18 protein-coding genes are annotated in these 24340 nt (G+C 58.2%); 6 read left to right on the top strand and 12 right to left on the bottom strand.

Annotated features, from left to right (window positions below):
- Positions 1 to 54 precede the first annotated feature (54 nt).
- From EO133_RS11330 to EO133_RS11320, 3 genes are read left to right on the top strand one after another with little or no spacing between them, the layout of a single operon-like run.
- A complete protein-coding gene (locus EO133_RS11330) occupies positions 55 to 3393 on the top strand; it encodes a transglutaminase family protein (protein WP_127072749.1) in 3339 nt (1112 codons plus the stop codon).
- A complete protein-coding gene (locus tag EO133_RS11325; protein ID WP_127072748.1) occupies positions 3394 to 5802 on the top strand; it encodes a circularly permuted type 2 ATP-grasp protein in 2409 nt (802 codons plus the stop codon).
- Positions 5803 to 5804: 2 nt separating this feature from the next.
- Positions 5805 to 6683 carry a transglutaminase family protein gene (locus EO133_RS11320; RefSeq protein WP_127072747.1) on the top strand — a complete coding sequence of 293 codons (879 nt, stop codon included), beginning with the start codon at positions 5805 to 5807 and terminating at the stop codon, positions 6681 to 6683.
- A 3-nt stretch (positions 6684 to 6686) separates the two neighbouring features.
- Here the strand turns inward: EO133_RS11320 and EO133_RS11315 are convergent, their stop codons facing one another.
- The 5 genes from EO133_RS11315 to EO133_RS11295 form a co-directional block, all read right to left on the bottom strand.
- Complete coding sequence (locus EO133_RS11315) at positions 6687 to 8702, bottom strand: aldo/keto reductase (protein ID WP_127072746.1); 2016 nt, start codon at positions 8700 to 8702, stop codon at positions 6687 to 6689.
- A gap of 26 nt (positions 8703 to 8728) precedes the next feature.
- Positions 8729 to 9814, bottom strand: coding sequence for an ABC transporter ATP-binding protein (locus EO133_RS11310; protein WP_127072745.1), 1086 nt, complete (start codon positions 9812 to 9814; stop codon positions 8729 to 8731).
- Between the two features lie 10 nt (positions 9815 to 9824).
- Positions 9825 to 10661 carry a carbohydrate ABC transporter permease gene (locus EO133_RS11305; RefSeq protein ID WP_127072940.1) on the bottom strand — a complete coding sequence of 279 codons (837 nt, stop codon included), beginning with the start codon at positions 10659 to 10661 and terminating at the stop codon, positions 9825 to 9827.
- Between the two features lie 14 nt (positions 10662 to 10675).
- Positions 10676 to 11536, bottom strand: coding sequence for a carbohydrate ABC transporter permease (locus tag EO133_RS11300; RefSeq protein WP_127072744.1), 861 nt, complete (start codon positions 11534 to 11536; stop codon positions 10676 to 10678).
- Between the two features lie 76 nt (positions 11537 to 11612).
- Positions 11613 to 12893 carry an ABC transporter substrate-binding protein gene (locus EO133_RS11295; RefSeq protein WP_127072743.1) on the bottom strand — a complete coding sequence of 427 codons (1281 nt, stop codon included), beginning with the start codon at positions 12891 to 12893 and terminating at the stop codon, positions 11613 to 11615.
- Between the two features lie 107 nt (positions 12894 to 13000).
- Between EO133_RS11295 and EO133_RS11290 the strand changes: the two genes are divergently transcribed.
- Positions 13001 to 13909 (top strand): helix-turn-helix domain-containing protein, encoded by a 909-nt coding sequence (locus EO133_RS11290; RefSeq protein ID WP_127072742.1) that lies wholly within the window; start codon positions 13001 to 13003, stop codon positions 13907 to 13909.
- 4 nt (positions 13910 to 13913) lie between these two features.
- Here the strand turns inward: EO133_RS11290 and EO133_RS20685 are convergent, their stop codons facing one another.
- The 5 genes from EO133_RS20685 to pdxR form a co-directional block, all read right to left on the bottom strand.
- Positions 13914 to 14048 carry a hypothetical protein gene (locus tag EO133_RS20685; protein ID WP_280516101.1) on the bottom strand — a complete coding sequence of 45 codons (135 nt, stop codon included), beginning with the start codon at positions 14046 to 14048 and terminating at the stop codon, positions 13914 to 13916.
- Positions 14049 to 14138: 90 nt separating this feature from the next.
- Positions 14139 to 15026 (bottom strand): bifunctional methylenetetrahydrofolate dehydrogenase/methenyltetrahydrofolate cyclohydrolase FolD, encoded by an 888-nt coding sequence (gene folD / locus EO133_RS11285; RefSeq protein WP_127072741.1) that lies wholly within the window; start codon positions 15024 to 15026, stop codon positions 14139 to 14141.
- 9 nt (positions 15027 to 15035) lie between these two features.
- On the bottom strand, positions 15036 to 15884 hold the full coding sequence (gene purU / locus EO133_RS11280; protein WP_127072740.1) for a formyltetrahydrofolate deformylase: 849 nt from the start codon (positions 15882 to 15884) through the stop codon (positions 15036 to 15038).
- Positions 15885 to 15968: 84 nt separating this feature from the next.
- Entirely contained in the window at positions 15969 to 19745 is a 3777-nt protein-coding gene (gene metH / locus EO133_RS11275) for a methionine synthase (protein WP_371870916.1), read from the bottom strand.
- A gap of 124 nt (positions 19746 to 19869) precedes the next feature.
- Positions 19870 to 21294, bottom strand: coding sequence for a MocR-like pyridoxine biosynthesis transcription factor PdxR (gene pdxR, locus EO133_RS11270; RefSeq protein ID WP_127072739.1), 1425 nt, complete (start codon positions 21292 to 21294; stop codon positions 19870 to 19872).
- Positions 21295 to 21424: 130 nt separating this feature from the next.
- Between pdxR and EO133_RS11265 the strand changes: the two genes are divergently transcribed.
- Both EO133_RS11265 and EO133_RS11260 read left to right on the top strand, forming a co-directional pair.
- The gene (locus EO133_RS11265; RefSeq protein ID WP_244640665.1) at positions 21425 to 22117 is read left to right on the top strand and encodes a pyridoxamine 5'-phosphate oxidase family protein; all 693 of its coding nucleotides are present in this window, start codon (positions 21425 to 21427) and stop codon (positions 22115 to 22117) included.
- 214 nt (positions 22118 to 22331) lie between these two features.
- A complete protein-coding gene (locus EO133_RS11260; RefSeq protein WP_244640664.1) occupies positions 22332 to 22997 on the top strand; it encodes a GntR family transcriptional regulator in 666 nt (221 codons plus the stop codon).
- 60 nt (positions 22998 to 23057) lie between these two features.
- Here EO133_RS11260 and cydX read toward each other — a convergent pair whose 3' ends face one another.
- On the bottom strand, positions 23058 to 23168 hold the full coding sequence (cydX, locus tag EO133_RS11255; RefSeq protein WP_127072737.1) for a cytochrome bd-I oxidase subunit CydX: 111 nt from the start codon (positions 23166 to 23168) through the stop codon (positions 23058 to 23060).
- An 18-nt stretch (positions 23169 to 23186) separates the two neighbouring features.
- Positions 23187 to 24335, bottom strand: a complete 1149-nt coding sequence (cydB, locus tag EO133_RS11250; protein ID WP_127072736.1) for a cytochrome d ubiquinol oxidase subunit II — start codon at positions 24333 to 24335, stop codon at positions 23187 to 23189.
- Positions 24336 to 24340: the final 5 nt, after the last annotated feature.

The following is a 24340-nucleotide window of genomic DNA, read 5'->3' as shown; positions in this document are numbered from 1 at the left end:
TGCCTTTACCGCTATCGTTGCAGTGCGAGTGAGTGTTGGACCCGGAGTTTGTCTATGTCGATCAAGGCGGCCATCTACCACCTCACCCATTACAAATACGACCGCCCGGTCACGCTCGGCCCGCAAATCATCCGCCTTCAGCCTGCCCCCCATTCGCGCACGAAAGTGCTGAGCCACGCGCTCAAGGTCGAGCCCAAAGATCACTTCGTCAATTTGCAGCAGGATCCATACGGCAATTTCCAGGCCCGTTTCGTTTTTCCCGAACCGGTGACCGAACTCAAGATCGAGGTCGATCTCGTCGCCGACATGACCGTCTATAATCCGTTCGATTTTTTCGTTGAGCCGGACGCTGAAACCTGGCCCTTTGCATACCCCGACGCCATCGCCCCCGATCTGGCGATTTACTTAAAACCCGATCCCATGATCGGTCCCCGTTTTGAAGCCTTTCTGGCATCGATCGACCGTACACCGAAAAACACGGTAAACTTTGTCGTCGATCTGAACGCCCGCCTGCAAAGGGAAATCGGCTATATCGTTCGGCTTGAACCGGGCGTGCAGACGCCAGAGGAAACACTGGAAAAGGCCAAGGGGTCTTGCCGGGATACCGGTTGGCTTCTGGTTCAGACCCTTCGCCATCTCGGCCTTGCCGCGCGTTTCGTTTCCGGCTACCTCATCCAGTTAAAGCCCGATCTCAAGGCGCTCGACGGTCCATCCGGCACTGACCGGGATTTCACCGACCTGCACGCCTGGTGCGAAGTTTATTTTCCCGGTGCAGGCTGGGTTGGGCTCGATCCGACATCGGGCCTTTTGACCGGCGAAAGCCATATCCCACTGGCTGCAACGCCCCATTATGGCAATGCCGCACCGATCACCGGCATGGCCAGCTTTGCCAATGTTGATTTCGACTTCGACATGAAAGTCACCCGCGTTGCCGAACACCCACGCATTACAAAGCCTTTCACAGACGAAAGCTGGGATGCCGTTGATGCGCTGGGAAAAAAGGTCGATGCCGCACTCAAGGACATGGACGTCCGGCTGACGATGGGTGGCGAGCCAACCTTTGTTTCAATAGACGACTTTGAGGGCGCTGAGTGGAACACCGACGCTGTCGGCCCGACCAAGCGCGAAAAGGCGGACATCCTGATCCGCCGCCTGCAACAGCGCTTTGCACCAAATGGGTTCCTTCATTACGGTCAAGGCAAATGGTATCCGGGCGAAACTCTCCCCCGCTGGACCTTCTCGCTCTATTGGCGCAAAGACGGCGAACCGGTTTGGAAAAATCCCGATCTCATCGCACCGGAAACCGCTGGCAAAGATCTGAATCCGAAACTGGCGCGCGATTTCGTCACCGCTATCGCCCACGAATTGGGGCTCGATGGTACGTCGGTCGCCCCCGCTTATGAAGATCCCGGCGAATGGATTTTGAAGGAAGCCCAGCTTCCCGAAAACGTCGATCCGTCAAACTCCCAACTCAAGGATGCCGAAGAGCGCGCCCGCCTTGCGCGTGTTTTCGAGCGCGGGCTGACCGAACCCACAGGCTACGTGCTGCCCGTCCAGCGCTGGAATGCGCCGGCCCAAGCGCCGCGCTGGCTGACCGAGGTCTGGAAAACCCGGCGCGGGAAACTCTTTCTTGTTCCCGGAGACTCTCCTGTCGGCTATCGCCTACCGCTCGGCACCTTGCCGCACGTGCCGGAAACCAGTTACCCCCATGTCGTGCCGATGGACCCGAGTATTCCGCGCGAGCCCCTGCCGCCGCGCGATCTGATATTGCCCAAGCCCGATGAAAAGGACTTGCCGCAGGCAAGTTTTGCCAGCGATGAGACGATTATTCAGGATCGCATCGAACAGAAAATTTCCGATATAGCGGGGGTGGTCCGTACCGCAATTTCCGTCGAACCGCGCGAAGGGCGCCTGTCGGTCTTCATGCCGCCGACCGAACGCCTTGAGGACTATCTCGAACTGATCGCCGCCGCCGAAGCCGCCGCGGAAAAGCTCAAGCTGCCAATCCATATCGAAGGCTACGGACCGCCCGCCGATCCGCGCCTCAATGTCATTCGCGTCGCTCCTGACCCCGGCGTTATCGAGGTCAATATCCACCCGGCCAGCAATTGGGAGGATTGCAAGGCCATCACCGAAGCGGTCTATGAGCAAGCGCGCCAGTCGCGCCTGGGCGCGGACAAGTTCATGATCGACGGCAAGCATACCGGCACCGGTGGGGGCAACCATGTGGTCGTGGGTGGCGACACGCCTGCCGACAGCCCCTTTCTACGCCGTCCGGATTTGTTGAAGTCGCTGGTTCTGCACTGGCAGCGGCACCCTTCGCTTTCCTACCTGTTTTCCGGCCTGTTCATCGGCCCGACTTCTCAGGCCCCGCGCATAGACGAAGCGCGCCACGACAGCCTTTATGAGCTGGAGATCGCGCTTGCTCAGGTGCCGGTCCCCGGAGAAGGCGAAGCGCCTGTGCCCTGGTTGGTGGACCGATTGTTTCGCAATCTGTTGATCGATGTCACCGGCAACACCCATCGCGCCGAAATCTGCGTTGATAAGCTCTATTCTCCCGATGGACCAACCGGCCGTTTGGGGCTTGTCGAATTTCGTGGCTTTGAAATGCCGCCCAATGCAAAAATGAGCCTTGCCCAGCAGGTGCTGATCCGCGCCCTGATTGCACAGTTCTGGAAAGCGCCGCTCAAGGGCCGGTTCATCCGCTGGGGGACACGGCTCCATGATCGGTTCATGCTGCCACACTATGTCTGGACCGATTTTCTCGATGTGCTAGACGACCTGCGCGCGCATGGCTTTGATCTCAAGCCCGAATGGTTCGCCGCCCAGCTTGAATTCCGGTTCCCCTTCTGCGGCGAAACCGAAGTCGCAGGCCACACTCTGGAACTCCGGCAGGCGCTTGAACCCTGGCATGTCATGGGCGAAACCGGCGCGATTGGCGGCACTGTAAGATATGTGGACTCCTCGGTTGAGCGCTTGCAGGTCAAACTCACCGGTCCGGCACCTGAGCGCTATAAAATCGCCTGTAGCAACAGACCGGTTCCCCTTGCTGCCACCGAAAGCAATGGAACCTCGGTAGCGGGCGTGCGTTACAAGGCATGGCAACCGGCGTCTGGGCTTCATCCGAAACTTCCGGTTAATACGCCGCTGGTGTTCGACGTCTACGACACCTGGACCGGACGCGCGGTCGGCGGCTGCACTTACCACGTAGCGCATCCGGCCGGTCGCAACTATGAAACATTTCCTGTGAATGCCAATGAAGCGGAAGCCAGACGCCTTGCACGCTTTGTTCCTGCCGGACATAGTGCCGGCTCTTACGATTTGCCGGCCGAAGCGCCCGCGCCCGAGTTTCCTCTGACGCTGGATCTAAGGCGACCTCACCAGTGGTTGTAGATGCAGAACAACAGCAAGCGCAGCGGATTGAAGGGCCATGAAATGCCCGATCTTATAAGCGCATATCGCCCCATATCCGGGGTACCCGACGAAATGGTTGCCCCCGATGGCACCGTCAGGCCCGGTTGGCTCGGTTTCATGTCTGCCCTTGATCGGCTTGGACCGGAGGAATTGACGGCCCGCTTCCAACGCTCCGATCAATATCTGCGCGATGCCGGTGTCTTCTATCGTATGTATGAAGGCTCCCAACAGGGCGAGCGTGAATGGCCGCTGGCCCACATACCGCTTCTGATCGCCGATGAGGAATGGCAGCAGATCGAGGTGGGATTGACCGAACGAGCCGAATTGCTCGAGTCGGTTCTCGCCGATATTTATGGCGAGAACAATCTGATCCGCGAAGGGCTTCTGCCTCCCGAACTCGTTGCGGCAAACCCGGAATTCCTGCGCCCTATGGTCGGTATCCGTCCCATGAGTGGCCATCATCTGCATTTCTGCGCCTTTGAGCTTGGCCGCGGCCCGGACGGCCGGTGGTGGGTTCTGGGCGACCGCACGCAGGCCCCCTCGGGCGCGGGCTTTGCGCTGGAAAACCGTGTGGCAACGACTAGGGCGCTGGCCGATATCTATTCAACGCTTCACGTCAAACGACTTGCCGGTTTTTTCCGCGATTTTCGCAACGCCCTCACCGATATGGGCGGCAATGGCTCGGGACGCGTTGCAATTCTTACGCCCGGCCCCTTGAACGAAACCTATTTCGAGCACGCCTATATCGCCCGCTATCTTGGCTTTCTGCTTGTGGAGGGCGAAGACCTTGTTGTCCTCCACGGCGAAGTCATGGTGCGAACGGTTTCCGGCCTGAAGCCCATTTCCGTCCTCTGGCGGCGCCTTGATGGCGATTTCACCGATCCGCTCGAATTGCGTCAGGAAAGCCAGATCGGCACCCCCGGTCTTGCCGAGGCGGTGCGTCGGGGCAGCGTCGGTTTTGTCAATTCGCTTGGCTCCGGGCTATTGGAAACCCGCGCGCTTGGCGCCTTCCTGCCGGCCATTGCCCAATCGCGACTGGGTAGGGATCTGATGCTGCCCAATATCGCCACATGGTGGTGCGGCGGCGCGGAGGCGCGCGCCTATGTGCGCAACAATATCGAAAACATGATGATCGGCCCGGCGCTGTCCACCATTTTGTCAATCGATGACGATGGAGAGACCCAGGATGCCGGTCAGTTGTCCGATAGCGAACGAGCCGCCCTTCTGGCCCGTATCGATGCCGATCCCAAGGTCTTTGCCGCGCAGGAAACCGTAAAGCTGTCCACTGCCCCGGTTTATGTCGGCGGCACGCTGGAGCCACGCCCGATTACCTTGCGCATTTATGCGGCCCGCACCCCGAATGGATGGTCGATCATGCCCGGCGGCTTTGCCCGCGTCGGCTATTCGCTCGACACTGCCGCCATCGCAATGCAGCGCGGCGGCCAGGCCGCCGATGTCTGGGTCGTCTCCAAGACACCGGTCGAAAAGGTTTCGCTTCTCACAAGCGCCAACAAGACCATCGAACGCAACCCATCGGGCAACCTGCCATCGCGCGCCGCAGATAATCTGATATGGCTCGGTCGCTATGCTGAACGCTGCGAAGCGACCGTAAGGCTGTTGCGCGCCTGGCATCTGCGCCTTGCCGAAACCGGCACCGAAAATCTTCCACTTTTCGAGGCGACCCGTGAATATCTCGAACCGCTTGGCATCGATACGGCCGAGCCGGTTCCGCAGGGCCTGCTTGCCATTATCGATGGTGCGGTGCGTTCGGCCAGCGAGATTCGCGATCGCTTCTCCCCTGACGGCTGGCTGGCCCTGACCGATCTGCAAAAGACCGCAAACCGCTTTGCCAAGACCATCAAGCCGGGCGACGATGCCACGCGCGCCATGACAGTGCTCTTGCGCAAGCTGGCGGGGTTTTCCGGCCTCGTCCATGAAAACATGTACCGGTTCGCAGGCTGGCGCTTTCTTGAAATCGGGCGCCGACTGGAGCGCAGCATACAGATTGCCGAAATCGCGAGTTGGCTCTGTGGCGAGGATGCTCCCGACGGCGCCACGGAAATGCTACTGGAAGTCGGCGATAGCGTGATGACCCATCGCCGCCGTTATGGCTATGGCCATGGCAATCTCGGCGTTATCGAACTGCTCATCACCGATCCGCTCAATCCGCGTTCTGTGATGTTCCAGATGTCCGAACTGCTCGAACAATTGAAGGAATTACCCCGCGGCTATGTCGATGGCCAGCTTTCTCCCGCCGCCAAGGCAACGCTCAAGCTCCAGACCGAGTTGGCGGTGGCCGATGTCGAGGACATCACCCCACAAATGCTGCTCGACATGGTGATGGGCATCTACAACGTCTCCGATCTGATTGCGGAGGCGTATTTCTAATCGTGCTCTATGATGTAAAGCTCAAGCTCAGTTATACTTATGACGCGCCCGTTTCAGGTGGTCGGCACCTCGTTCGCGTCTTTCCGGTTTCGCTGCCCAATATCCAGCGGGTTATCGCTTCGAGCCTGCATCTTGAACCCGGTCCTGCTGAAAACTCTGAATTCGCTGACTTTTTCGGTTCGCGCGTTGCATCTCTGGCTTATCGTTCCGCACACGATGCCCTTGAAATCGCCATGACTGCGCGCGTCGAAGTGTTTCGGACACCAATGAACGTCTCGAACGCTCCAGACAGCCTGACACTTGCTGAGCAAATCGCCGCGACCTGGGATATGGGCTGGCGCTCGCCCCATCATTATCTCAGCACCAGCCCTCGCATAGTGCTCACAGCCGATATCACCCAATACGCACGGCAAAGCCTCACTGCCACATCGGATGTCTTTGCGGCCGCAACGGACTTTTGTATGCGCATCCATAGAGATTTCGCCTATGACGGCGAGGCAACCCTGGTCGATACGCCGGTCACCGAGGCCTTTTCTCTGCGCCGCGGCGTCTGTCAGGACTTTGCCCACATAATGATTGCGGGCCTGCGCGGACTTGGCATCCCCGCAGGCTATGTATCAGGCTTTTTGCGCACTATTCCACCCGAGGGCCAGCCACGGCTCGAAGGCGCCGATGCCATGCACGCCTGGGTCAAGGTCTGGTGTGGCAGCCAGATCGGCTGGGTGGAATTTGATCCCACCAACGCCATGCAAGCTGGCCCCGACCATATCGTTATCGGCTATGGCCGGGACTATTCTGACGTCACCCCGATTGTAGGGATCTTGCGCAGCGCCGGCGGTCAGGACACCACGCAGGCCGTTGACGTTATCGAAGTCAACTGACCTTTACCGCTCCCCGGTTTCCAGCCATTTGGCATCTTCCGGGGTCAGCGCGATCTCAAACGCCTTGAGGCTGTCGTCAAGCTCCTGCAACCGGCGCGGCCCGATCAGCGGTACCACGTTGAAGGGCTGGGCGAGACAATAAGCCAGCGCAATGTGGATCGGGCTTTTGCCGAGTTTTTCGGCCAGTTCCACGGCGCGATCGCGGCGGCCAAAATTGCTTTCTGAATACCAACAGCGCACGATTTCCTCATCGTCCTGCTTGTCGCGTCCGGCCCTGTCGGTGAAGAACCCGCGCGCCTGACTCGACCAGGCAAAATTGGTCATGCCGCGCCCATTTTGCCAGTCCTTCCAATCATCGTCTGACGAAGCAACGCAGCCCGGCCAGATCGGATCGAGCATTTCAGCCAGCGAGAAATTATTGGAAAAGACCGTCGGAACCGTCTTCCCGTTGGCCTCGGCATAGGCTCGCGCTTCGTCGAGCCGTTCACGCGTCCAGTTCGATCCCCCGATTGGCCCGCGAATGCGCCCGGCCTTAACTTCCCGATCCATGGCATCGACAAACTCGCCCACCGGAATATCGGTATTGTCACGGTGCATGAAATAGATGTCCACGTAATCGGTCGAAAGCCGCTCGAGGCTCTGATCGAGCTGCTTGGAAATAACATCGGGATAGACGAGCGGCGAATGCGCGCCCTTGCCGATAAGGACAACCTCTTCGCGCACGCCGCGGGCCTTCAGCCAGTCGCCGAAGTTTCTCTCGGTCAAGCCACCCTGATAGATATAGGCCGTGTCATAAACCGTACCGCCCCGCTCAAAAAACGCATCGAGCATAATTGCCGCACTCGAGAAATTCGGGAAACTCTCAAACCCGAGCGCCACCTGCGAGGCCGACTTGCCGATCCCCTCGATCGGTCGATGCCTGATAATATCGTACCGCTTTTCAAGCGCTTCGCCGACAAGCGTGTGTTTACGCAGCGCAGGTGTTTCGATCTCATAGGTCAGCCCGGCATCAGCGCGCCATTTGTCCAATACCCGCAAATTTCCCAGCGTGTCGTCCCAACTCATGCCCGGTGCCGCGAACTCTTGCGTTCCGGCGGCAACAGCCTCGGCCACCGCATCAACCTCGAAAGCGTATAGCCACTTGTCTTCCCTGACCTCGACGGTCTCGACGGCGCCGTCGGGGCGATGGATTTCGATCTCGCCAACGCCGCCCTGCTTGCCGGAAGCAAACCAGAAGTCGGCAACCTCGATACGTCCCGTCGTTCCATAAATGCGCAGCATATTATCCTGCGCCACCGAGACCGAGCACGAGACTTCGGCAATAATCTCGTTCTCGAACTTGAGAACCGCAGATGCCCATTCGTCGACCCCGGACTGACCAATATGGGCAACCCCCGCCACATTGGTTGGCTCCAGAAATGGCTTGCCCGCGACAGCTCCGGCAATCAGTCGGGCGATGGAAACCGGATAGCATCCCACATCGAGAATGCCGCCGCCTGCCAGATGATTGGCATAGAGCCGATGTTCGGGATCGAACTTGGGCATGGCAAAGCCGAAGCTGGATTTGATCAGCCGCACCTCGCCAATGGCCCCCGTACTCACAAGCTCAAGCAGCTTGGCAGTTTGTGGATGCACCCGATACATGAAGGCTTCGCCTGCAAACACTCCGGCCTTTTCCGCCGCATGGAAAATCGCATCCGCCTCATAGGCGGAAAGCCCCATCGGTTTTTCGACAAGCACATGCTTGCCTGCCTTGACCGCCTTGATTGCCCACTGCGCATGAAAGGGGTGCGGGGTCGAAATGTAGATGGCATCGACTTCATCATCGGCCAGCAAGGAATCATAACCCTCATGCACGCGCGCGCCGGGGAAATGCTCCAGATAGTCGGGTTTGGTCGCATCGCGGGCACCGAGCGCCACGAGCTTTCCGGTTTGAGAGTGCGCAATGCCTCCAGCAAACGCACGGGCGATGCCGCCTGGCCCAAGAATGCCCCAGCGCAGTGATTTGGTATCGGTCATAATCTAAAACTCTCTGAAAACGATTGTCAGTTCAGGCGCTTGCCCTGAGCATCGAAAAGAAATGCCTGTTGTGCTGGAATGCTGGCGGTGAGCTTTTCCAACCCGACTTCCGAACGCGATTCCTCGCGCTCGACGATAAGTTGCTCACCCGATTTGGTGTTGGCGTAGATGTAGCTCGTCGAGCCCAGATGCTCGGCCACATCGATATTGAGGTCAATGTCGCAATCGCCCTGTCCCGCCGCGCGGAAATGTTCAGGCCGAACGCCAACGGTAACTCTGTCGCCGACTGCCGGACCGTCGCTGACCGGCAGGGTAATCATCGCACCGCCCTGATTGACGAGCTTTACTGTCGCACTGCCATTGCTCGCGCTTTTGACACTGGCCTCCATAAAATTCATCTTCGGGCTTCCCATGAAACCGGCCACGAACTGGTTGGCCGGATCATCATAAAGGTCCAGCGGTTTGCCCACCTGCTCGATCTTGCCATCCCGCAATACAACGATTTTGTCGGCCAGCGTCATGGCTTCGGTCTGGTCGTGGGTAACATAAATCATCGTCGTTCCCAGTTCCGAATGCAGCCGCGCGATCTCCACCCGCATCTGCACCCGCAATTCCGCATCGAGATTGGAAAGCGGCTCGTCGAACAAGAACACCTCAGGCTCACGCACGATGGCCCGGCCAATGGCAACGCGCTGGCGCTGGCCACCGGAAAGCTGCTTGGGCCGGCGCTTCATCAATTCATTGATGCGGAGGATTTCGGCGGCTTTCTGCACGCGCCGGTTGGTATCCTCCCTGGGGTTGCCGTTCATGCGCAAACCGAACGAAAGGTTCTGCTCCACGGTCATGTGCGGATAAAGCGCATAGGACTGGAACACCATCGCGATGCCGCGATCGGCAGGCTCGACATCGTTGACCAGCATGCCATCGATTTCGATCTCTCCTTCGCTGGCGTCCTCAAGGCCGGCAACTATACGCAAAAGCGTGGATTTCCCACAGCCAGACGGTCCGACAAAGACCACAAACTCGCCATCCTCGACCTCCAGCGATGCGCCATGAATCACTTGAACCGACCCAAACCGCTTTACAACATTTTTCAGTGTTACTCCGGCCATCGGCCCTCTCCTATTTGATGGCCCCGGCAGCGATGCCGGCGACGAAATGGCGCTGCAACAGCACGAAAACCACAAGCATGGGCACCGTCAAAAGCACCGCGCCTGTCATGATGCCGCCCCACGATACACGCGTCAGCCCGATCAAAGACCCCAGAGCTACCGGCGCCGTCATCATGTCCGGCTGATTGTTTATCAGCAGTGGCCAGAGATAGTTGTTCCAGCTTGCAAGAAACAGGATGATGCAAAGCGCCGCAATTGTAGGCCGGGCCATAGGCATGGCGACAAAAAGGAATATTTTCCATTCCTTGACCCCCTCGACCCGTGCCGCATCGAACAATTCGCCCGGCATCATCGAGAACGATTGCCGCATGAACAATACGCCCAGCGAATTGAAAAGCGGCGGCACGATCAGCGCAAACCAGGTATTGGCCAGCCCGAAATCACGCGCCACCATGATGAACTGGGGAATAACCACGACGAAATAGGGCAGCGTCAGCGTACCCAGAATGATCGCCAGGACCATGCCCTTGCCAAGAAAGTGATAACGCGCCAGCGCCCAGCCAGCCATGGATGTCAGAAAGACTGACAATACAGTATAAACCAGCGCCACCATGATGGACACGAACAGGGTGCGCAAAAAGCCCGTATCGGCCTGCAACTGCTCGAAATTGGCCCAGAAGTGGGTTCCGGGCAGCCACTGGATTTGCGCTGAAAAGATCGCGTTCTCCGGCAGCGTAGAAAACACCATCATCATCCAGAGCGGGAACAGCCAGACAATTGCCAGCGGCACCAGAACAGCATGCAACCCTATGGTCCGGATCATTTCTCGGGACGATTTCGACCGCATTTCAGATTGTGGCTTCATTTGGGATCCCTCCCCAGCCAGAAGTTGATAAGCGAGATGATGATGGCAAGCCCGGCAATCGTATAGGCAACCGCCGACGCATAGCCGAAATTGAGCACCGTGAAGCCTTGCCTGTAGAGAAACAGACCAAGCGTTTCAGTGGCCCCGCCCGGACCGCCACGATTGGTGATAAGGAACGGCTCGGCGAAAAGCTGCATTGTCCCTATGACCGAAAGCACCACGCAAACGAGGATGATTGGACGCAACAGCGGCAGGGTTATGAAGAAGAACTGTTTTGTCTTGGAAACCTTGTCGAGCGTTGCCGCTTCATAAACATCGTCGGGGATCGATTGCAGACCTGCAAGAATGATGATCGCGTTATAGCCTACCCAGCGCCAGGTCACGGCCATGATGATAAGCGCCATGGCCGCTGTCGGGTTTGAAAACCACGAGACGGCAGGCAGTCCAACACCTGTGAGGATTTTGTTGATCACCCCGAAATCGGCATTGAACATCAGCCGGAACACCGCCGCATAGGCGACTTCCCCCACGACCACCGGCGCAAAGAAGGCAAAACGCATGATGCCGCGCGCCTTGAGCAATTGCGAATTGAGCAGCACCGCCAGCAAGGTCGCCAGCGCGATCATCACCGGCACCTGGATGAAAAGAATTACCAGCGTATTGCGAAGCGCGTTCCAGAAGGCCGGATCGATCCACAACCGTCCCCAGTTCATATGCGGCGCCCAGGTCCAGGGCACGGCCCGCGTCGAGAGGAACGAGAGATAGAACGAATAGATAATCGGCCATATCCAGAAGACCGCGAAGATCAAAAGATATGGTGCGAGAAAGCCATAGGCTATGCGATTGCGCGCGCGCATCCGGGCTGCTCCTCCCCAAGTTGCACTGACAAAGGCGGCGCGGAGCAATTTCGCCCCGCGCCACTTTCAGGAGGATTTACTCGGCAATCGGCAGGCCGGTTACCAGTGCGATCTGACTGGCCGCATCGTCGAGTGCCGCTTGCGCACTCTCGAACGCCCCGTTGATATACTGGGTTTGCGCTGCCTGAACGATGGCATCCGCATCGCCAAAGAACGGCGTGCCGCGGCTTGGAACGACATCATCGAGCGTTCCGAGAATATCGACCCACACGGCCTGACCGCCCCAGAACTCCAGGGGTTCAGAAACGTAAGGATCGTCAAGGGCCGAGAGCAACGACGGTACCAGGCCATATTCACGCAGCATCGTCACCTGGCCTTCATTGGTACCCAGCGTGTAATTGACATAGGCCCATGCGGCCTCGGGATTTTGGGAGGCTGAGGTGATCGCCAGCGACGAGCCACCAAGGTTCGCTGCACGTGGGCCATTCGCATCAAGGCTGGGCATCAGATAAACGCCCCACAGACCATGCTGATCTTCAGGCACCGTCGAACGAATGGTGCCCTCGTACCAACCGCCATACATCTGCGAGGCAACAGTGCCCGCATTGTTGGCCTGGATTTTTTCGTCCCAGTCTGCCGCTGTCATGATACCGGCATCGACCATTTCCTTGACCTTTTCCAGCGCGGCCACGCAGCCGGGCTGGTTGACGGTGATCGCGCTGCCATCATCGGAGAAAAAGCCGCAACCCTGCTCATTGCCGATCATGCGCACCCATTCGGTATCGCCATTGAGGTCAGCACGGGTCATGGTCACGCCGGGATTAGCTTCGGCAATCGCAATTCCAGCCTCAATGAAATCATCCCAGGTCTGGATGGAAGCAGGGTCGACACCCGCATTTTCGTAAAAGTCCCGGCGGTAGAACATGACGACGGGGCCCGAATCCCAAGGCATGGCATAGGCGGCATCGCCCACTTCAAGTTCGGTGCGCTTGAAATCGGGAAATTCTGAAGCCAGTTCTTCGGTGTACCCAAGATCGCGCAGGTTGACGAAGCAATCAGGGAACTGCGCCCAGAAGATTTCCGCTTCGTGATTTTCGATAGAAACGATGTCGGGCAGTCCGGCTCCCCCAGCCGCACACCCCGCCAGAAGGCGGTCGAAAACCTGCTGATTGCCAAGGTCATCAACACGAACGCTGATATCAGGATATTGTGCGTTGAAGCCCTCAACGACAGCCTCCAGCGAGGATGCTGCAATGTTCCAGCTCCAGATGGTCAACTCGCCAGATTGAGCATTGGCGCCCGATGCCCCCATTGCGACACACAGCGCCAAGGTTGCGCAGCCAAGTTTCACGCGCATTGATATTCCTCCCTTTTTTCGTTGCCCGATTGCCGAGCTGACCATAGACTACCAGCAGGAGGACCGGCGTCTCGTGCAAAGGGAAGGCAGAGTCGGCGGAAAGTAAGATGGGACAGAAGCGGTACTGGAATCCGTCTAAAAGCACGGTCGAAAAAGTGCCAAACCGGCTGGTCGTAAGCCATGAACAGCCGGGTATAATGTCGACTGCCCATTGGCATGCCCAGATCGAAATAAACTATGTATTCCAGGGTTTTGTCGATTATCAGATGCAAGGCCACCAGACCCGGCTCGATAAAGGCGATGTCTGCATTTTCTGGGGCGGCTTGCCCCATCGTGTCTATGACACCTCAGATGATGCGCTCTTTGTTGCGATCCACCTGCCGCTGATTCATTTCTTCCGCTTGCGCCTGCCCGCCGACATTCAGCAAAAGCTGATGCGGGGCGCGACCCTGCTCACCGCCAAATCCGATCCGGGCGATGCCGCCGCCTTCGCGCGCTGGTCCGACTATATGCGATCCGAAGATCCTGCACGAGTCGAGCACGCCATCGACGAACTGCTCTTGCGCATCGAGCGCATCCAGTTCGACAACTATCGGCTGATCGATGCCTCCACCACCGATTCAGCACCCCTTGAAGCACCGGACCAGCAGAGCTTTGCCAATATCGGCAGGATTTGCGAATTCATTGCCGAAAACTTCCGGCATGACATCGATTCGACCGATATCGCCCATTCTGCGGATATTCACCCCAAATACGCCATGAACGTTTTCAAGAAATCCACCGGCATGACGCTGAACGAGTATGTCAGCCTTCTGCGCCTGTCCTACGCGCAAGCGCTTTTGATCAATGACAGCGCCAATGTGTTGCAGGTGGCAATGGATAGCGGTTTCGGCTCGCTTTCAGCCTTCAACAAATGCTTCCGCAAGATTGCGGGCAAGAGCCCGTCAGACTTCCGTCGGGATCTGCGCGCCCGGCCGCGGTTAGATGCGGATGGTTTCGCAATACGCCCACACTGACACCCTACTGCCTATTACGCTCTTGCTCGGCGGTAATCGCCTTGTCGCTGGCGATAAAGTTCACATAACCAAGCGCGAGCCCGAACGCGCCGAAGGCACCAAGAGCAAGGGCCACGAACCAGATTGCATCAGCAGGCATTTTCTTCTCCATCAGTTCAAGTGATGAGGAAGTCATACTCCTGATTTTATTGTCTTAATTTGATCTGGATCAAATTATTTCGAGGTTGCGTCAGCCTGCGACAATCTGTTCGGCGGCACGCAATGTATTGGCCATCAGCATGGCAATTGTCATTGGCCCCACCCCGCCCGGAACCGGAGTGATCGCACCCGCAACAACAGCGGCGGCATTAAAATCGACGTCGCCCACAAGCCGCGTCTTGCCCTCGCCTTTTTCCGGCGCATCGATGCGGTTAATGCCCACATCGATAACTGTCGCACCGGGCTTGACCCAATCACCCTTGATGAATTCCGGCCGGCCGATTGCGGCAACCAGAATATCCGCCGAACGGCACAATTGCGCCAGGTCGCGCGTGCGCGAATGGGCGATGGTCACGGTCGCGTTTGCGTGCTGGAGAAGCGCCGCAACAGGACGCCCCACGAGATTGGAGCGACCAACCACCACCGCGCTGAATCCCGAAATGCCTTCGGGATGTGCCGTATCGATAAGCTCCATGCAGCCTTTGGGTGTGCAGGGCACTAGCGTTTTCTCCACCTGCCCCGACGCCAGCCGCCCGATGGAAACGTCATGGAGCCCGTCCACATCCTTGGCCGGATCGAGGGCGGCAATGGTCGTGCGTTCATCGAGATGTTTGGGCAGCGGCAATTGCACCAGTATGCCGTGGATCGCGGGATCGGCATTTAGCTTTGCAATCAGCGCCAGCAACTCATCCTGACCGGTATCGGCAGGCAGCGTATGCTGGACCGAATGGAAGCCACACTCCTTGGCCATCTTGCCCTTTGATGCCACATAGACCTGGCTTGCCGGATCCTCCCCCACAAGCACCACCGCCAGACCCGGCGGAAAGCCATTGGCTTGAGTGAAAGCCGTGGACCCGGCCTTAACCCGCTCGATTGCCGCCCTGGCGACTGCTTTTCCGTCGATGATCGTTGCGGTCATGACCTGTTCCTATGCGAAAACTACAGTTTTGTGCCCATTGAGCATGACGCGGTTCTCAAGATGGATTTTCACCGCCCGACCCAGCACGCGACTTTCGATATCACGGCCGACCGCGATCAGATCGTCAGGCGTCATCGCATGGGTCACGCGCGCGGTTTCCTGCTCGATGATCGGACCTTCATCGAGGTCCGGCGTCACGTAATGCGCCGTCGCGCCGATGATCTTGACCCCGCGCTCATGGGCTTGGTGATAGGGTTTGGCACCCTTGAAGCTGGGCAGGAACGAGTGGTGGATATTGATGACCTTGCCAAACAGCCGCGTTGAAAGCTGATCGGAAAGGATCTGCATATAGCGCGCCAGAACGATCAGGTCCGCATCGACAGCCTTTATGATCTCAAGCACCTTTGCTTCCTGCTCGGCCTTCTTGCCCTTTTCCAGCGGCAGGTGATGGAAGGTGATGCCTTCAGCGTTGGCAATCGCACGCGCATCGTCGTGATTTGAGACAATCGCGGCCACTTCCGCACGCAGCCAACCGACCCGGATCTGATACAGCAAATGCAGCAGGGCATGGTCGAATTTCGAGACCATGATGACGATACGCGGCACGCGCTTTTCATCGACAATCGCCGTTTTCATCTCGAACCGCTCGATCACCGGCTTGAGCGCACGCTCTACGACTTCCTTATCGGTGCCGTCTGGCGCCGTAAAGCCGATCCGCATGAAGAACTTGCCGGTATCGCGGTCCCAGAACTGATTGGATTCAGCGATATTGGCGCCAAGGCCAAAAAGCTCTGTCGTCACCCCCGCCACGATACCAGGCCGGTCGGCGCACGATAGGGTCAGAATGAAACTGGACATATGTTGAAAAAGCCCCCGGCGAACTCGGTTTTCATCGGGGTTCATAAGAGGTTGGGATGAAGATGTCGAGATAGACCCATCCGATTACCCCGCTGCCTTCTCCACGCCAGGAATATAATTGAGCACCGGCCCGAGCCAGCGCTCGACATCTTCGATCTTCATGCCCTTGCGCTGGGCGTAATCTTCCACCTGATCGCGCTCGACCTTGGCCACCCCGAAATAATAGCTTTCCGGATGCGCGAAATAGAGCCCGGAAACAGATGATCCCGGCCACATGGCGTAGCTTTCGGTCAGTTGCACCCCGATCTGCTTTTCCGCATCGAGCAGTTTGAAAAGCGTTGTCTTTTCGGTGTGATCGGGCTGGGCCGGATAGCCCGGTGCTGGCCGGATCCCCTGATAGGGCTCGCCGATCAGATCTTCAGGATTGTAGCTTTCTTTTGCATAGCCCCAAAGCTCGGTCCGCACCACTTCATGCAACCGCTCGGCAAAGGCTTCAGCGAAACGATCCGCCAACGCCTTGACCAGAATCGAGGAATAATTGTCGTTCTCCGCGTCGAACCGGTCGGCGATTTCGATTTCCTCAAAACCCGCCGTCACACAAAAGCCACCGAGATAATCGGGCGTGCCCGCTTCTGCCATGAAATCGGCAAGCGCCACATTGGGCTTGTTGCCCGATTTGGACAATTGTTGGCGCAGCGTGAAGAATTTGGCCAGTTCCTCGCTCCGGCTTTCATCGGCATAGAGTTGAACATCGTCACCCACCCGATTGGCTGGCCAGAAGCCAACCACCGCCTTCGGCGTAAACCATTTCTCGGCAATGATCTTTTCGAGCATAACCTTGGCGTCGGTGAAAAGCTGCCGTGCCGCTTCCCCCTGACGTTCATCGTCGAGCACTTTGGGATAGGTGCCCTTGAACTCCCAGGCCTGGAAAAACGGCGTCCAGTCGATGTATTGTGCCAGATCGGCCAGATCCCAATTGTCATAGACCTTGGTGCCCAGAAACGACGGCGCCTTGGGCGTATAGCTGCTCCAGTCCGGCTTGAAGCTGTTGTCTCGTGCTGCCGCAAGACTCATGCGCTGCTTGTCGGCCTCACCCTTGCGGTGCTTTTCGGCAACCGTCTCATATTCCTGCTTGACGGTCTTGACGTAATCGTTCGCCGCTTCTTTCGAGAGCAGCTTGGACACGACATTGACCGCCAGCGAAGCATCCTTGACGTAAATCGTCGCGCCACGATTATAGCGCGGATGGATCTTGACCGCCGTATGGACGCGGCTGGTCGTCGCCCCCCCGATCAGAAGCGGAATGTCGAACCCCTCGCGCTCCATTTCGGACGCCACATGCACCATCTCATCGAGCGATGGCGTAATCAGTCCTGAAAGTCCGATCACATCCACATTCTGCTCGCGCGCAGTGTCCAGAATTTTCTGGGTTGGCACCATCACGCCAAGATCGATGATCTCATAATTGTTGCAGGCCAGAACCACGCCCACGATATTCTTGCCAATATCATGCACGTCGCCCTTAACGGTCGCCATCAGCACCTTGCCGGCCTTGCGCTGCACACCATCGGCCTCCTGCTCCATAAAGGGCAAAAGATAGGCCACGGCCTGTTTCATCACGCGGGCCGATTTCACCACCTGCGGCAGGAACATCTTGCCCGAGCCAAAAAGCTCCCCGACCACGTTCATGCCGTCCATCAACGGCCCTTCGATCACATGTAGCGGGCGATCGAACTGCTGGCGGGCTTCTTCGGTATCGGCCTCGATATATTCGGTAATGCCATTGACCAGCGCGTGCGAAATTCGCTCGCCGACCGGCTTTTCCCGCCAGCTCAGATCCTTGACCCGCGCTTCCTTGCCACCCTGACCCTTGTAGCGCTCAGCAAGGTCCAGCATGCGCTCGGTGGAATCCTCGCGCCGGTTTAGAACCACGTCCTCGCAATGCTCACGCAATTCGGGATCAATGGATTCATAGACGGCCAACTGGCCAGCATTGACGATCCCCATATCCATGCCTGCTTTGATGGCATGGTAGAGAAACACTGCGTGCATGGCCTCGCGCACCGGCTCATTGCCCCGGAACGAGAAAGATAGGTTAGAAACGCCACCCGAAATGTGGACATGGGGCAGCGTTTCAACAATCTCACGGGTCGCTTCGATGAAATCGACCCCGTAATTGTTGTGCTCTTCGATGCCGGTTGCGACCGCAAAGATGTTGGGATCAAAGATTATGTCTTCGGGCGGGAAGCCCACTTCATCGACGAGAATGCGATAGGCGCGGGTGCAGATTTCAACCTTGCGGGCCTGCGTATCGGCCTGCCCGACCTCATCGAACGCCATCACGACAACGGCAGCGCCATAGAGTTTGCAGAGCCGCGCATGATGCCGGAAGGCATCCTCGCCTTCCTTCATCGAGATCGAATTGACGATGGGCTTGCCCTGTACACATTTCAGCCCTGCCTCAATCACCTCCCATTTGGAGGAGTCGATCATCACCGGAACCTTGGCGATGTCGGGCTCGGAAGCAATGAGGTTGAGATATTCGACCATCACCTGCTGGCTGTCGATCAGGCCCTCATCCATATTGATGTCGATGATTTGCGCACCATTCTCCACCTGATCGCGCGCCACATCGAGCGCGGCCGTATAATCGCCTGCCGTAATGAGTTTCTTGAACCGGGCCGACCCGGTGACATTGGTGCGCTCACCTACGTTGACGAAGGGAATATCGTCGGTCAGCGTGAAAGGCTCCAGCCCCGAAAGCCGCAAGCGCGGCTCGACAACCGGAATTTCACGCGGAGGATATTTTGCAACCGCTTGGGCAATGGCCGAAATGTGCTCGGGCGTTGAACCGCAGCAACCACCAACAACGTTCAAAAATCCGTCCCGCGCAAACCCTTCGATCTGCTCGGCCATGAATTCGGGCGACTCGTCATATTCCCCGAATTCATTGGGCAGCCCCGCATTGGGATAAACGCACACAAGCGTATCGGCGATCGAGGATATTTCATCCACATGCGCCCGCATGGCATTGGCGCCCAGCGCGCAATTAAGCCCGAACGTGAAGGGCTTGGCATGGCGCAGTGAATACCAGAACGCCGTCGGAGTCTGCCCCGACAGGGTACGACCGGAAAGATCGGTGATCGTTCCAGAGATCATCACCGGCAGCCGGATGCCCTTATTCTCGAACACCTCTTCAACAGCAAAAACAGCGGCCTTGGCATTGAGCGTATCGAAAATCGTTTCGATGAGGATCAGGTCCGAACCGCCATCGATCAGCCCTTCGATCTGCTCGGCATAGGCGATGCGCAACTCGTCGAAACTGGTAGCGCGATAGCCGGGATTGTTGACGTCCGGGGAAATTGAGGCTGTCCTGTTGGTCGGCCCTACGGCACCGGCAACGAACCGGCGACGCCCATCTGCCGCCTCGGCACGGATTGCGGCACGTTTTGCAGCCTGTGCGCCCGCTACATTGATTTCAAAGGCCAACGCTTCCATGCCGTAATCGGCCTGCGCGATGGTCGTACCCGAGAACGTATTGGTCTCGAGAATATCCGCTCCCGCCATCGCATAATCGAAATGGATGTCTTCGATCAGCTTGGCTTCGGTAATCACCAGCAGATCGTTATTGCCCTGCAACGGCTTGCTCCAATCGGCAAACCGCTCGCCACGGAAATTTTCTTCGGTCAGCTTGTGGCGCTGGATCATGGTGCCCATGGCACCATCGAGAATGAGGATGCGCCCGGCAGCCGCCTTTTCGAGCGCAGCGAAAATCTCTTCACCCTCCTGCCGCGTCCGCACAGGCCCCGATCCGGGCCGCAAGGCCTCCACCACCCGGCTGCTCTCACCCATACCACCCATCCGGCCGTCCTGCGGCGCATGATTGTGGCTGGCATGGGTACATCCGGGGGCGTTGCACATGGTAACTCTATCCAAATTGAGGGCCGAAGCGCGGTCCGATGAAAGACATAAAGATATCTTTATGTCAAATAAGAATCCCTTCGAGAAGCCCAACAAACCGAGTCACCCGCCTTTCGGTGGCATCGGCAAACCCGACAATCAGCCCTGTGTGTTTTTCTCCAACGCAATAGCTCGAAAGCGCTGGCGTTTCAAAACCTTCCGCTGCGAGTGCCGATGCGATTTTCGTATCATCGACGCGCCCGGCCAGCCCTATCACCGTTTGCAATCCCCCCATGGGCATCGAGACGTCAATCCTGGCACCGAGCCGTTCGCGCAGCTTGTCCACCAGCAAACGCCCCCGCGCCTCATAGAGCCTGGCAATCTTGCGCAGATGGATAGCTAGAGCCCCGCTTTCGATAAGCTCGGCATAGGCAGCCTGCGCGTGAATATTGACCCGCAGACCAAAATTGCGCTGCGCCTGTCCCATCGGCCCAACCAGCGCATGGGGCACCACCATATAGGCCAGCCGCAAGCCCGGTAGCAGACTCTTGGCGGTAGTACCGAAATAGATCACCTCGCCGCCCCGGCTGATGCCCTGTAGGGCGGCGATGGCCCGGCCCCGCCACAAGAACTCGCTATCGTAATCGTCTTCGAGCACCATCGCCCCTTCGCGCCGGGCCGCTTCAAGCAAATCCATGCGCCGCTGCAAATTCATCCGCGCGCCGGTGGGATAGTGATGCGAGGGTGTGACATAGATCAGCCGCGCCCCGCTGCCGGCAATCGCCGCAGGATCAGCGCCCTGCCCATCCACCTCTAACGCCCTAGTGACCAGCCCGGCTCCGGCAAAGGCCGTCCGTGCTCCGAAATAACCCGGCGATTCCACGAAGGCTGCATCGCCAGGGTCGGCGAGGCAGTGTGCCGCCAGTGACAATCCCGCCTGAAGCGATGGCACGACAATGATCTGCTCAGGCTCGGCACTTACCCCGCGCTGACGCGCCAAATGCTCGGCCAGCGCGGATTTGAGCTGGGGCAATCCCGCCATACTGCCATAAATCGCCGCCGCCCCGAATTTTTGCCGCGCCACCCTCCGCAATGTCCGCGCCCAGAGATCGGCCGGAAACAGCGCCTCATCCGGCGCACCCGGTTCAAGTTGCTCGCCATTTCGCCTTCCATCCCACTTACGCAGATCGAGCGACAGCGCCTGCCCACGTTCCGATAACGCTACACTTGCACCTACGCCCTCAAGCCGCACTGTATCCGGTTCGACACGCGCTACCACCCTTGGCGCCGCGCCGGGACGGATGGCGATCACCCCGTCGGCCCGCAGCAGTTCATAAGCGGCATTGACCGAGTTGCGCGAAACGCCCAAGCCCAAAGCCAATTGCCGCGAACTGGGCAGTATAGTGCCAGCCCTTAGCCGACCCGAACGCGCCGCCGCACCCACGGCGCGATAAATCTGCTCGGGCAAGGGCACGCCCGACTGTTCCAGCACAATCAATCCCTCAAGCATCTGGATCCTTGAAATACACGGAAAGTGGAACTTACTCAGAACCAGTTTATCGCAGATAACTGCTCTTATCGCAAAGACAGAGTGCGATCGGAAAAAAGTTACAGACCTTTTTGGTTCGATCGCACGACACGTGAAGACCTCTAAAACGTCGATTGCCAAAGGCACCACCATGAACAAGCACGCCCTGCCGCCTTACGCCCAAGCCCGCCAACCGCGCCGCGCCCGCTATGACGAGGAGACGATCAACGATATTCTCGATTGCAGCCTTGTCGGTCATGTAGGTTTCATCGCCGATGGCCGGCCCATGGTGGTGCCCATGGCCTATGCCCGCTGGGGTCGGACCGTCTATCTGCATGGCGCCACCAAGACCCGCATCGTTGCTTTGCATTCCGATGGCGACCCCATCACCATGACCGTTACGTTACTCGAAGGCATCGTTGCAGCGCGCTCGGGCTTTCATCATTCGATGAATTATCGCGCCGCCACAGTCCATGGCGTAACGCGTCTGGTCACCGATCCCGGTGAAGTCGAGCAAGCGCTGAAACTTATCACAGAGCATCTCCTGCCCTTGCGCTGGAACGAGGTCCGCCCGATGTACGACAAGGAGCGCAAGGCCACCGGCGTTCTGGCGCTGGAGATCGAGGCTGCTTCGGCCAAGCTGCGCCAGGCCCCACCCGCCGACGACCCGGAAGATCATGACCTGCCCATCTGGGCTGGCGTCATTCCCATCGTCACCAGCCTTGGCGCACCTGTCGGCGACGGTATCGGCCCGGACGTACCACCCCCGCCATCGACCCACCTTGCCCGCAAGAAATTCGCCTAGCGCCTGTCCGGCAAAAGCGGCTCTCGACTCGCCAAAAAGCACCGGCTCAAGAATTAGCCACCGCTCAAGTGATCTACACCATCGCGCGTTGCGACAACGAACCGCATGTCACCGGTATGAAATGCACAGGTAACATTCTGTTTTGGTGCCATAATTCAGACATGCGGCTGTTCTTCATAACGCATATTGGGCATTGCCTGCGATGGAGCTTGATTTGGAGCCCAAACCGCTAACCAGAACCGGCACAACGGTCGAAGAAATGGTGCAAGCGATTTCAGACGCTATCGTGTCGGGCCAATATCTTCCCGGTGACAAGCTCGATGAGATAGGTGTCGGCAAGCGGTTCGGCGTCTCCCGCACCCCTGTTCGAGAAGCCCTTAGCCAGCTCGCTGCCATCGGCCTTGTCGAGCGCCGTCCCAATCGCGGTGCCGTCGTCACCAAGGTCTCCAACGAAAAACTGGCGACCATGTTTGAAACGCTGGCCGAACTTGAGGCCGTTTGCGCCCGGCTGGCCGCCGAACGCATGAGCATTGGCGAACGCCAGGAGCTTGAACAGGCTCATCAGCACTCCGTTGCGCTGGTGCGCGCGGGGTCGCTCGGCCCCTATGAGGCCTTCAACGCCAGGTTTCATCAAATGATTTTCGATGGAGCGCGCAATTTGCATCTTGTCGAACTGACGACACTTACCCGCTCACGACTTGCACCCTTTCGCCGGGCGCTTTTTCGCCTGCCCTCCAGACTTGCGATCTCTTTTGACGAACATGCAGATATCGTCACGGCCATCATGCAGGGCGACGGCCCCGGCGCCGAACGCGCAATGCGTGAACACATTCTCGTTCTTGATGATCCCTCGGTCCGCCTCACCTCCATGACACGATAACATGAAAGCGGTGCGCCCGCCCCCGGACGCACCGCCCTACACGGTCGACGAGGCCTATCGCTAGTCCTTTTCAACCGTAATCTTGTCTTCGCGCATCTCAAACCACATCGCATTGAGAATTGCGAAGCTGCAGGCGAGGCCGACCCCGAGAATCCAAGCAAAATACCACATGATTGCGTCTCCTTCGTCTCAATAAGCGTTCGGGTTGCGCGAAAGCGATTTCGTCGTGACCGGACCCGAGATCACCTTATAGACCCAGCTCGTATAGGCCAGGATGATCGGCATGAAGATCACCGTGGCGACCAGCATGATGAACAGGGTCAACTGACTGGAGGACGCATCCCACAGTGTCAGACTTGCCGTCGGATTGTGCGATGATGGCAAAAGGAACGGGAACAGCGACAACCCCGCCGTGGAAACAATCCCGAAAATTCCCACGCCAGACGCCAGCAGAGCCAGAAGGTTCCGCTTGATCCGCAGTCCCAGCCAGGCCAGCGCCATTCCGGCAAAGCCGAGTACCGGTGCAACGATCATCCAGGGATAGGTGCTATAATTGGCCATCCAGCCTCCAGGCACCAGTTCCACCCTCTTTGCCAGTGGGTTAGACGGTAGGTCGGTCACAACAGCCGAAGTGATGACATAGCCGTCGATCCCGAACGCGATCCACACCCCGCCCAGCGCAAACAGCGCAATGGTCCCAAGAGCCGACCACTGCCCGTAACGCGTTGCCCGTTCGGCAATAACGCCTTCGGTGCGTTTGGCAATGATCGAAGCACCGATTGTTACCAGCATCCCCAGGCTTACAAGCCCGCACAACAGTGCAAATGGCGTTAAGAGCCCGAAGAAGTTGCCGAGGTAGGAAGGCCGCAGCGTTCGGTCGAGGTCGAACGGAGCCCCCAGAAGCACATTGCCCACGGCAACTCCAAAGATCAGAGCCGGAACGAACCCGCCGATAAACAGGGCCCAGTCCCATGTATCGCGCCAGCGTTTGTCGGCAATCTTGCCACGGAATTTGAACCCGACAGGGCGCAGGATAAGCGCCAACAGAATCACGATCATCGCAAGGTAGAACCCCGAGAACGAGACCGCATAGAGCGGAGGGAAGGCGGCGAAAATCGCACCGCCACCGAGCACCAGCCAGACCTGATTGCCTTCCCAGGTCGGCCCGATGAGGTTGAGAAGCACACGGCGCTCCTCGTCCGTGCGGGCAACTGCGGGCAACAGTGTCCCCACCCCCAGATCCATACCGCCCATGATCGCAAATCCGATCAGCAGCACTCCCAGCAACGCCCACCAGATCAGGCGCAGGGTTTCATAATCGATAGGAATAACGTCCATCTGTG

The organism is Pelagibacterium lentulum (assembly GCF_003992625.1).
GTDB classification, from domain to species: Bacteria; Pseudomonadota; Alphaproteobacteria; order Rhizobiales; family Devosiaceae; genus Pelagibacterium; species Pelagibacterium lentulum.
The sequence above is the reverse complement of the archived record's forward strand: the minus strand, read 5'-3'. Positions and strand labels throughout refer to the sequence as shown.

Bases quoted from the DNA above. Each gene is read 5' to 3' on its own strand.
- purU (WP_127072740.1), bottom strand. From the start codon at position 15,884: ATGTCCAGTTTCATTCTGACCCTATCGTGCGCCGACCGGCCTGGTATC.
- folD (WP_127072741.1), bottom strand. From the start codon at position 15,026: ATGACCGCAACGATCATCGACGGAAAAGCAGTCGCCAGGGCGGCAATC.
- EO133_RS11310 (WP_127072745.1), bottom strand. From the start codon at position 9,814: ATGGCCGGAGTAACACTGAAAAATGTTGTAAAGCGGTTTGGGTCGGTT.
- EO133_RS11330 (WP_127072749.1), top strand. From the start codon at position 55: ATGTCGATCAAGGCGGCCATCTACCACCTCACCCATTACAAATACGAC.
- EO133_RS11315 (WP_127072746.1), bottom strand. From the start codon at position 8,702: ATGACCGATACCAAATCACTGCGCTGGGGCATTCTTGGGCCAGGCGGC.
- EO133_RS11325 (WP_127072748.1), top strand. From the start codon at position 3,394: ATGCAGAACAACAGCAAGCGCAGCGGATTGAAGGGCCATGAAATGCCC.
- EO133_RS11305 (WP_127072940.1), bottom strand. From the start codon at position 10,661: ATGCGGTCGAAATCGTCCCGAGAAATGATCCGGACCATAGGGTTGCAT.
- EO133_RS20685 (WP_280516101.1), bottom strand. From the start codon at position 14,048: ATGCCTGCTGATGCAATCTGGTTCGTGGCCCTTGCTCTTGGTGCCTTC.
- pdxR (WP_127072739.1), bottom strand. From the start codon at position 21,294: ATGCTTGAGGGATTGATTGTGCTGGAACAGTCGGGCGTGCCCTTGCCC.
- EO133_RS11295 (WP_127072743.1), bottom strand. From the start codon at position 12,893: ATGCGCGTGAAACTTGGCTGCGCAACCTTGGCGCTGTGTGTCGCAATG.
- cydB (WP_127072736.1), bottom strand. From the start codon at position 24,335: ATGGACGTTATTCCTATCGATTATGAAACCCTGCGCCTGATCTGGTGG.
- EO133_RS11290 (WP_127072742.1), top strand. From the start codon at position 13,001: ATGGGACAGAAGCGGTACTGGAATCCGTCTAAAAGCACGGTCGAAAAA.
- EO133_RS11300 (WP_127072744.1), bottom strand. From the start codon at position 11,536: ATGCGCGCGCGCAATCGCATAGCCTATGGCTTTCTCGCACCATATCTT.
- metH (WP_371870916.1), bottom strand. From the start codon at position 19,745: ATGGGTGGTATGGGTGAGAGCAGCCGGGTGGTGGAGGCCTTGCGGCCC.
- cydX (WP_127072737.1), bottom strand. From the start codon at position 23,168: ATGTGGTATTTTGCTTGGATTCTCGGGGTCGGCCTCGCCTGCAGCTTC.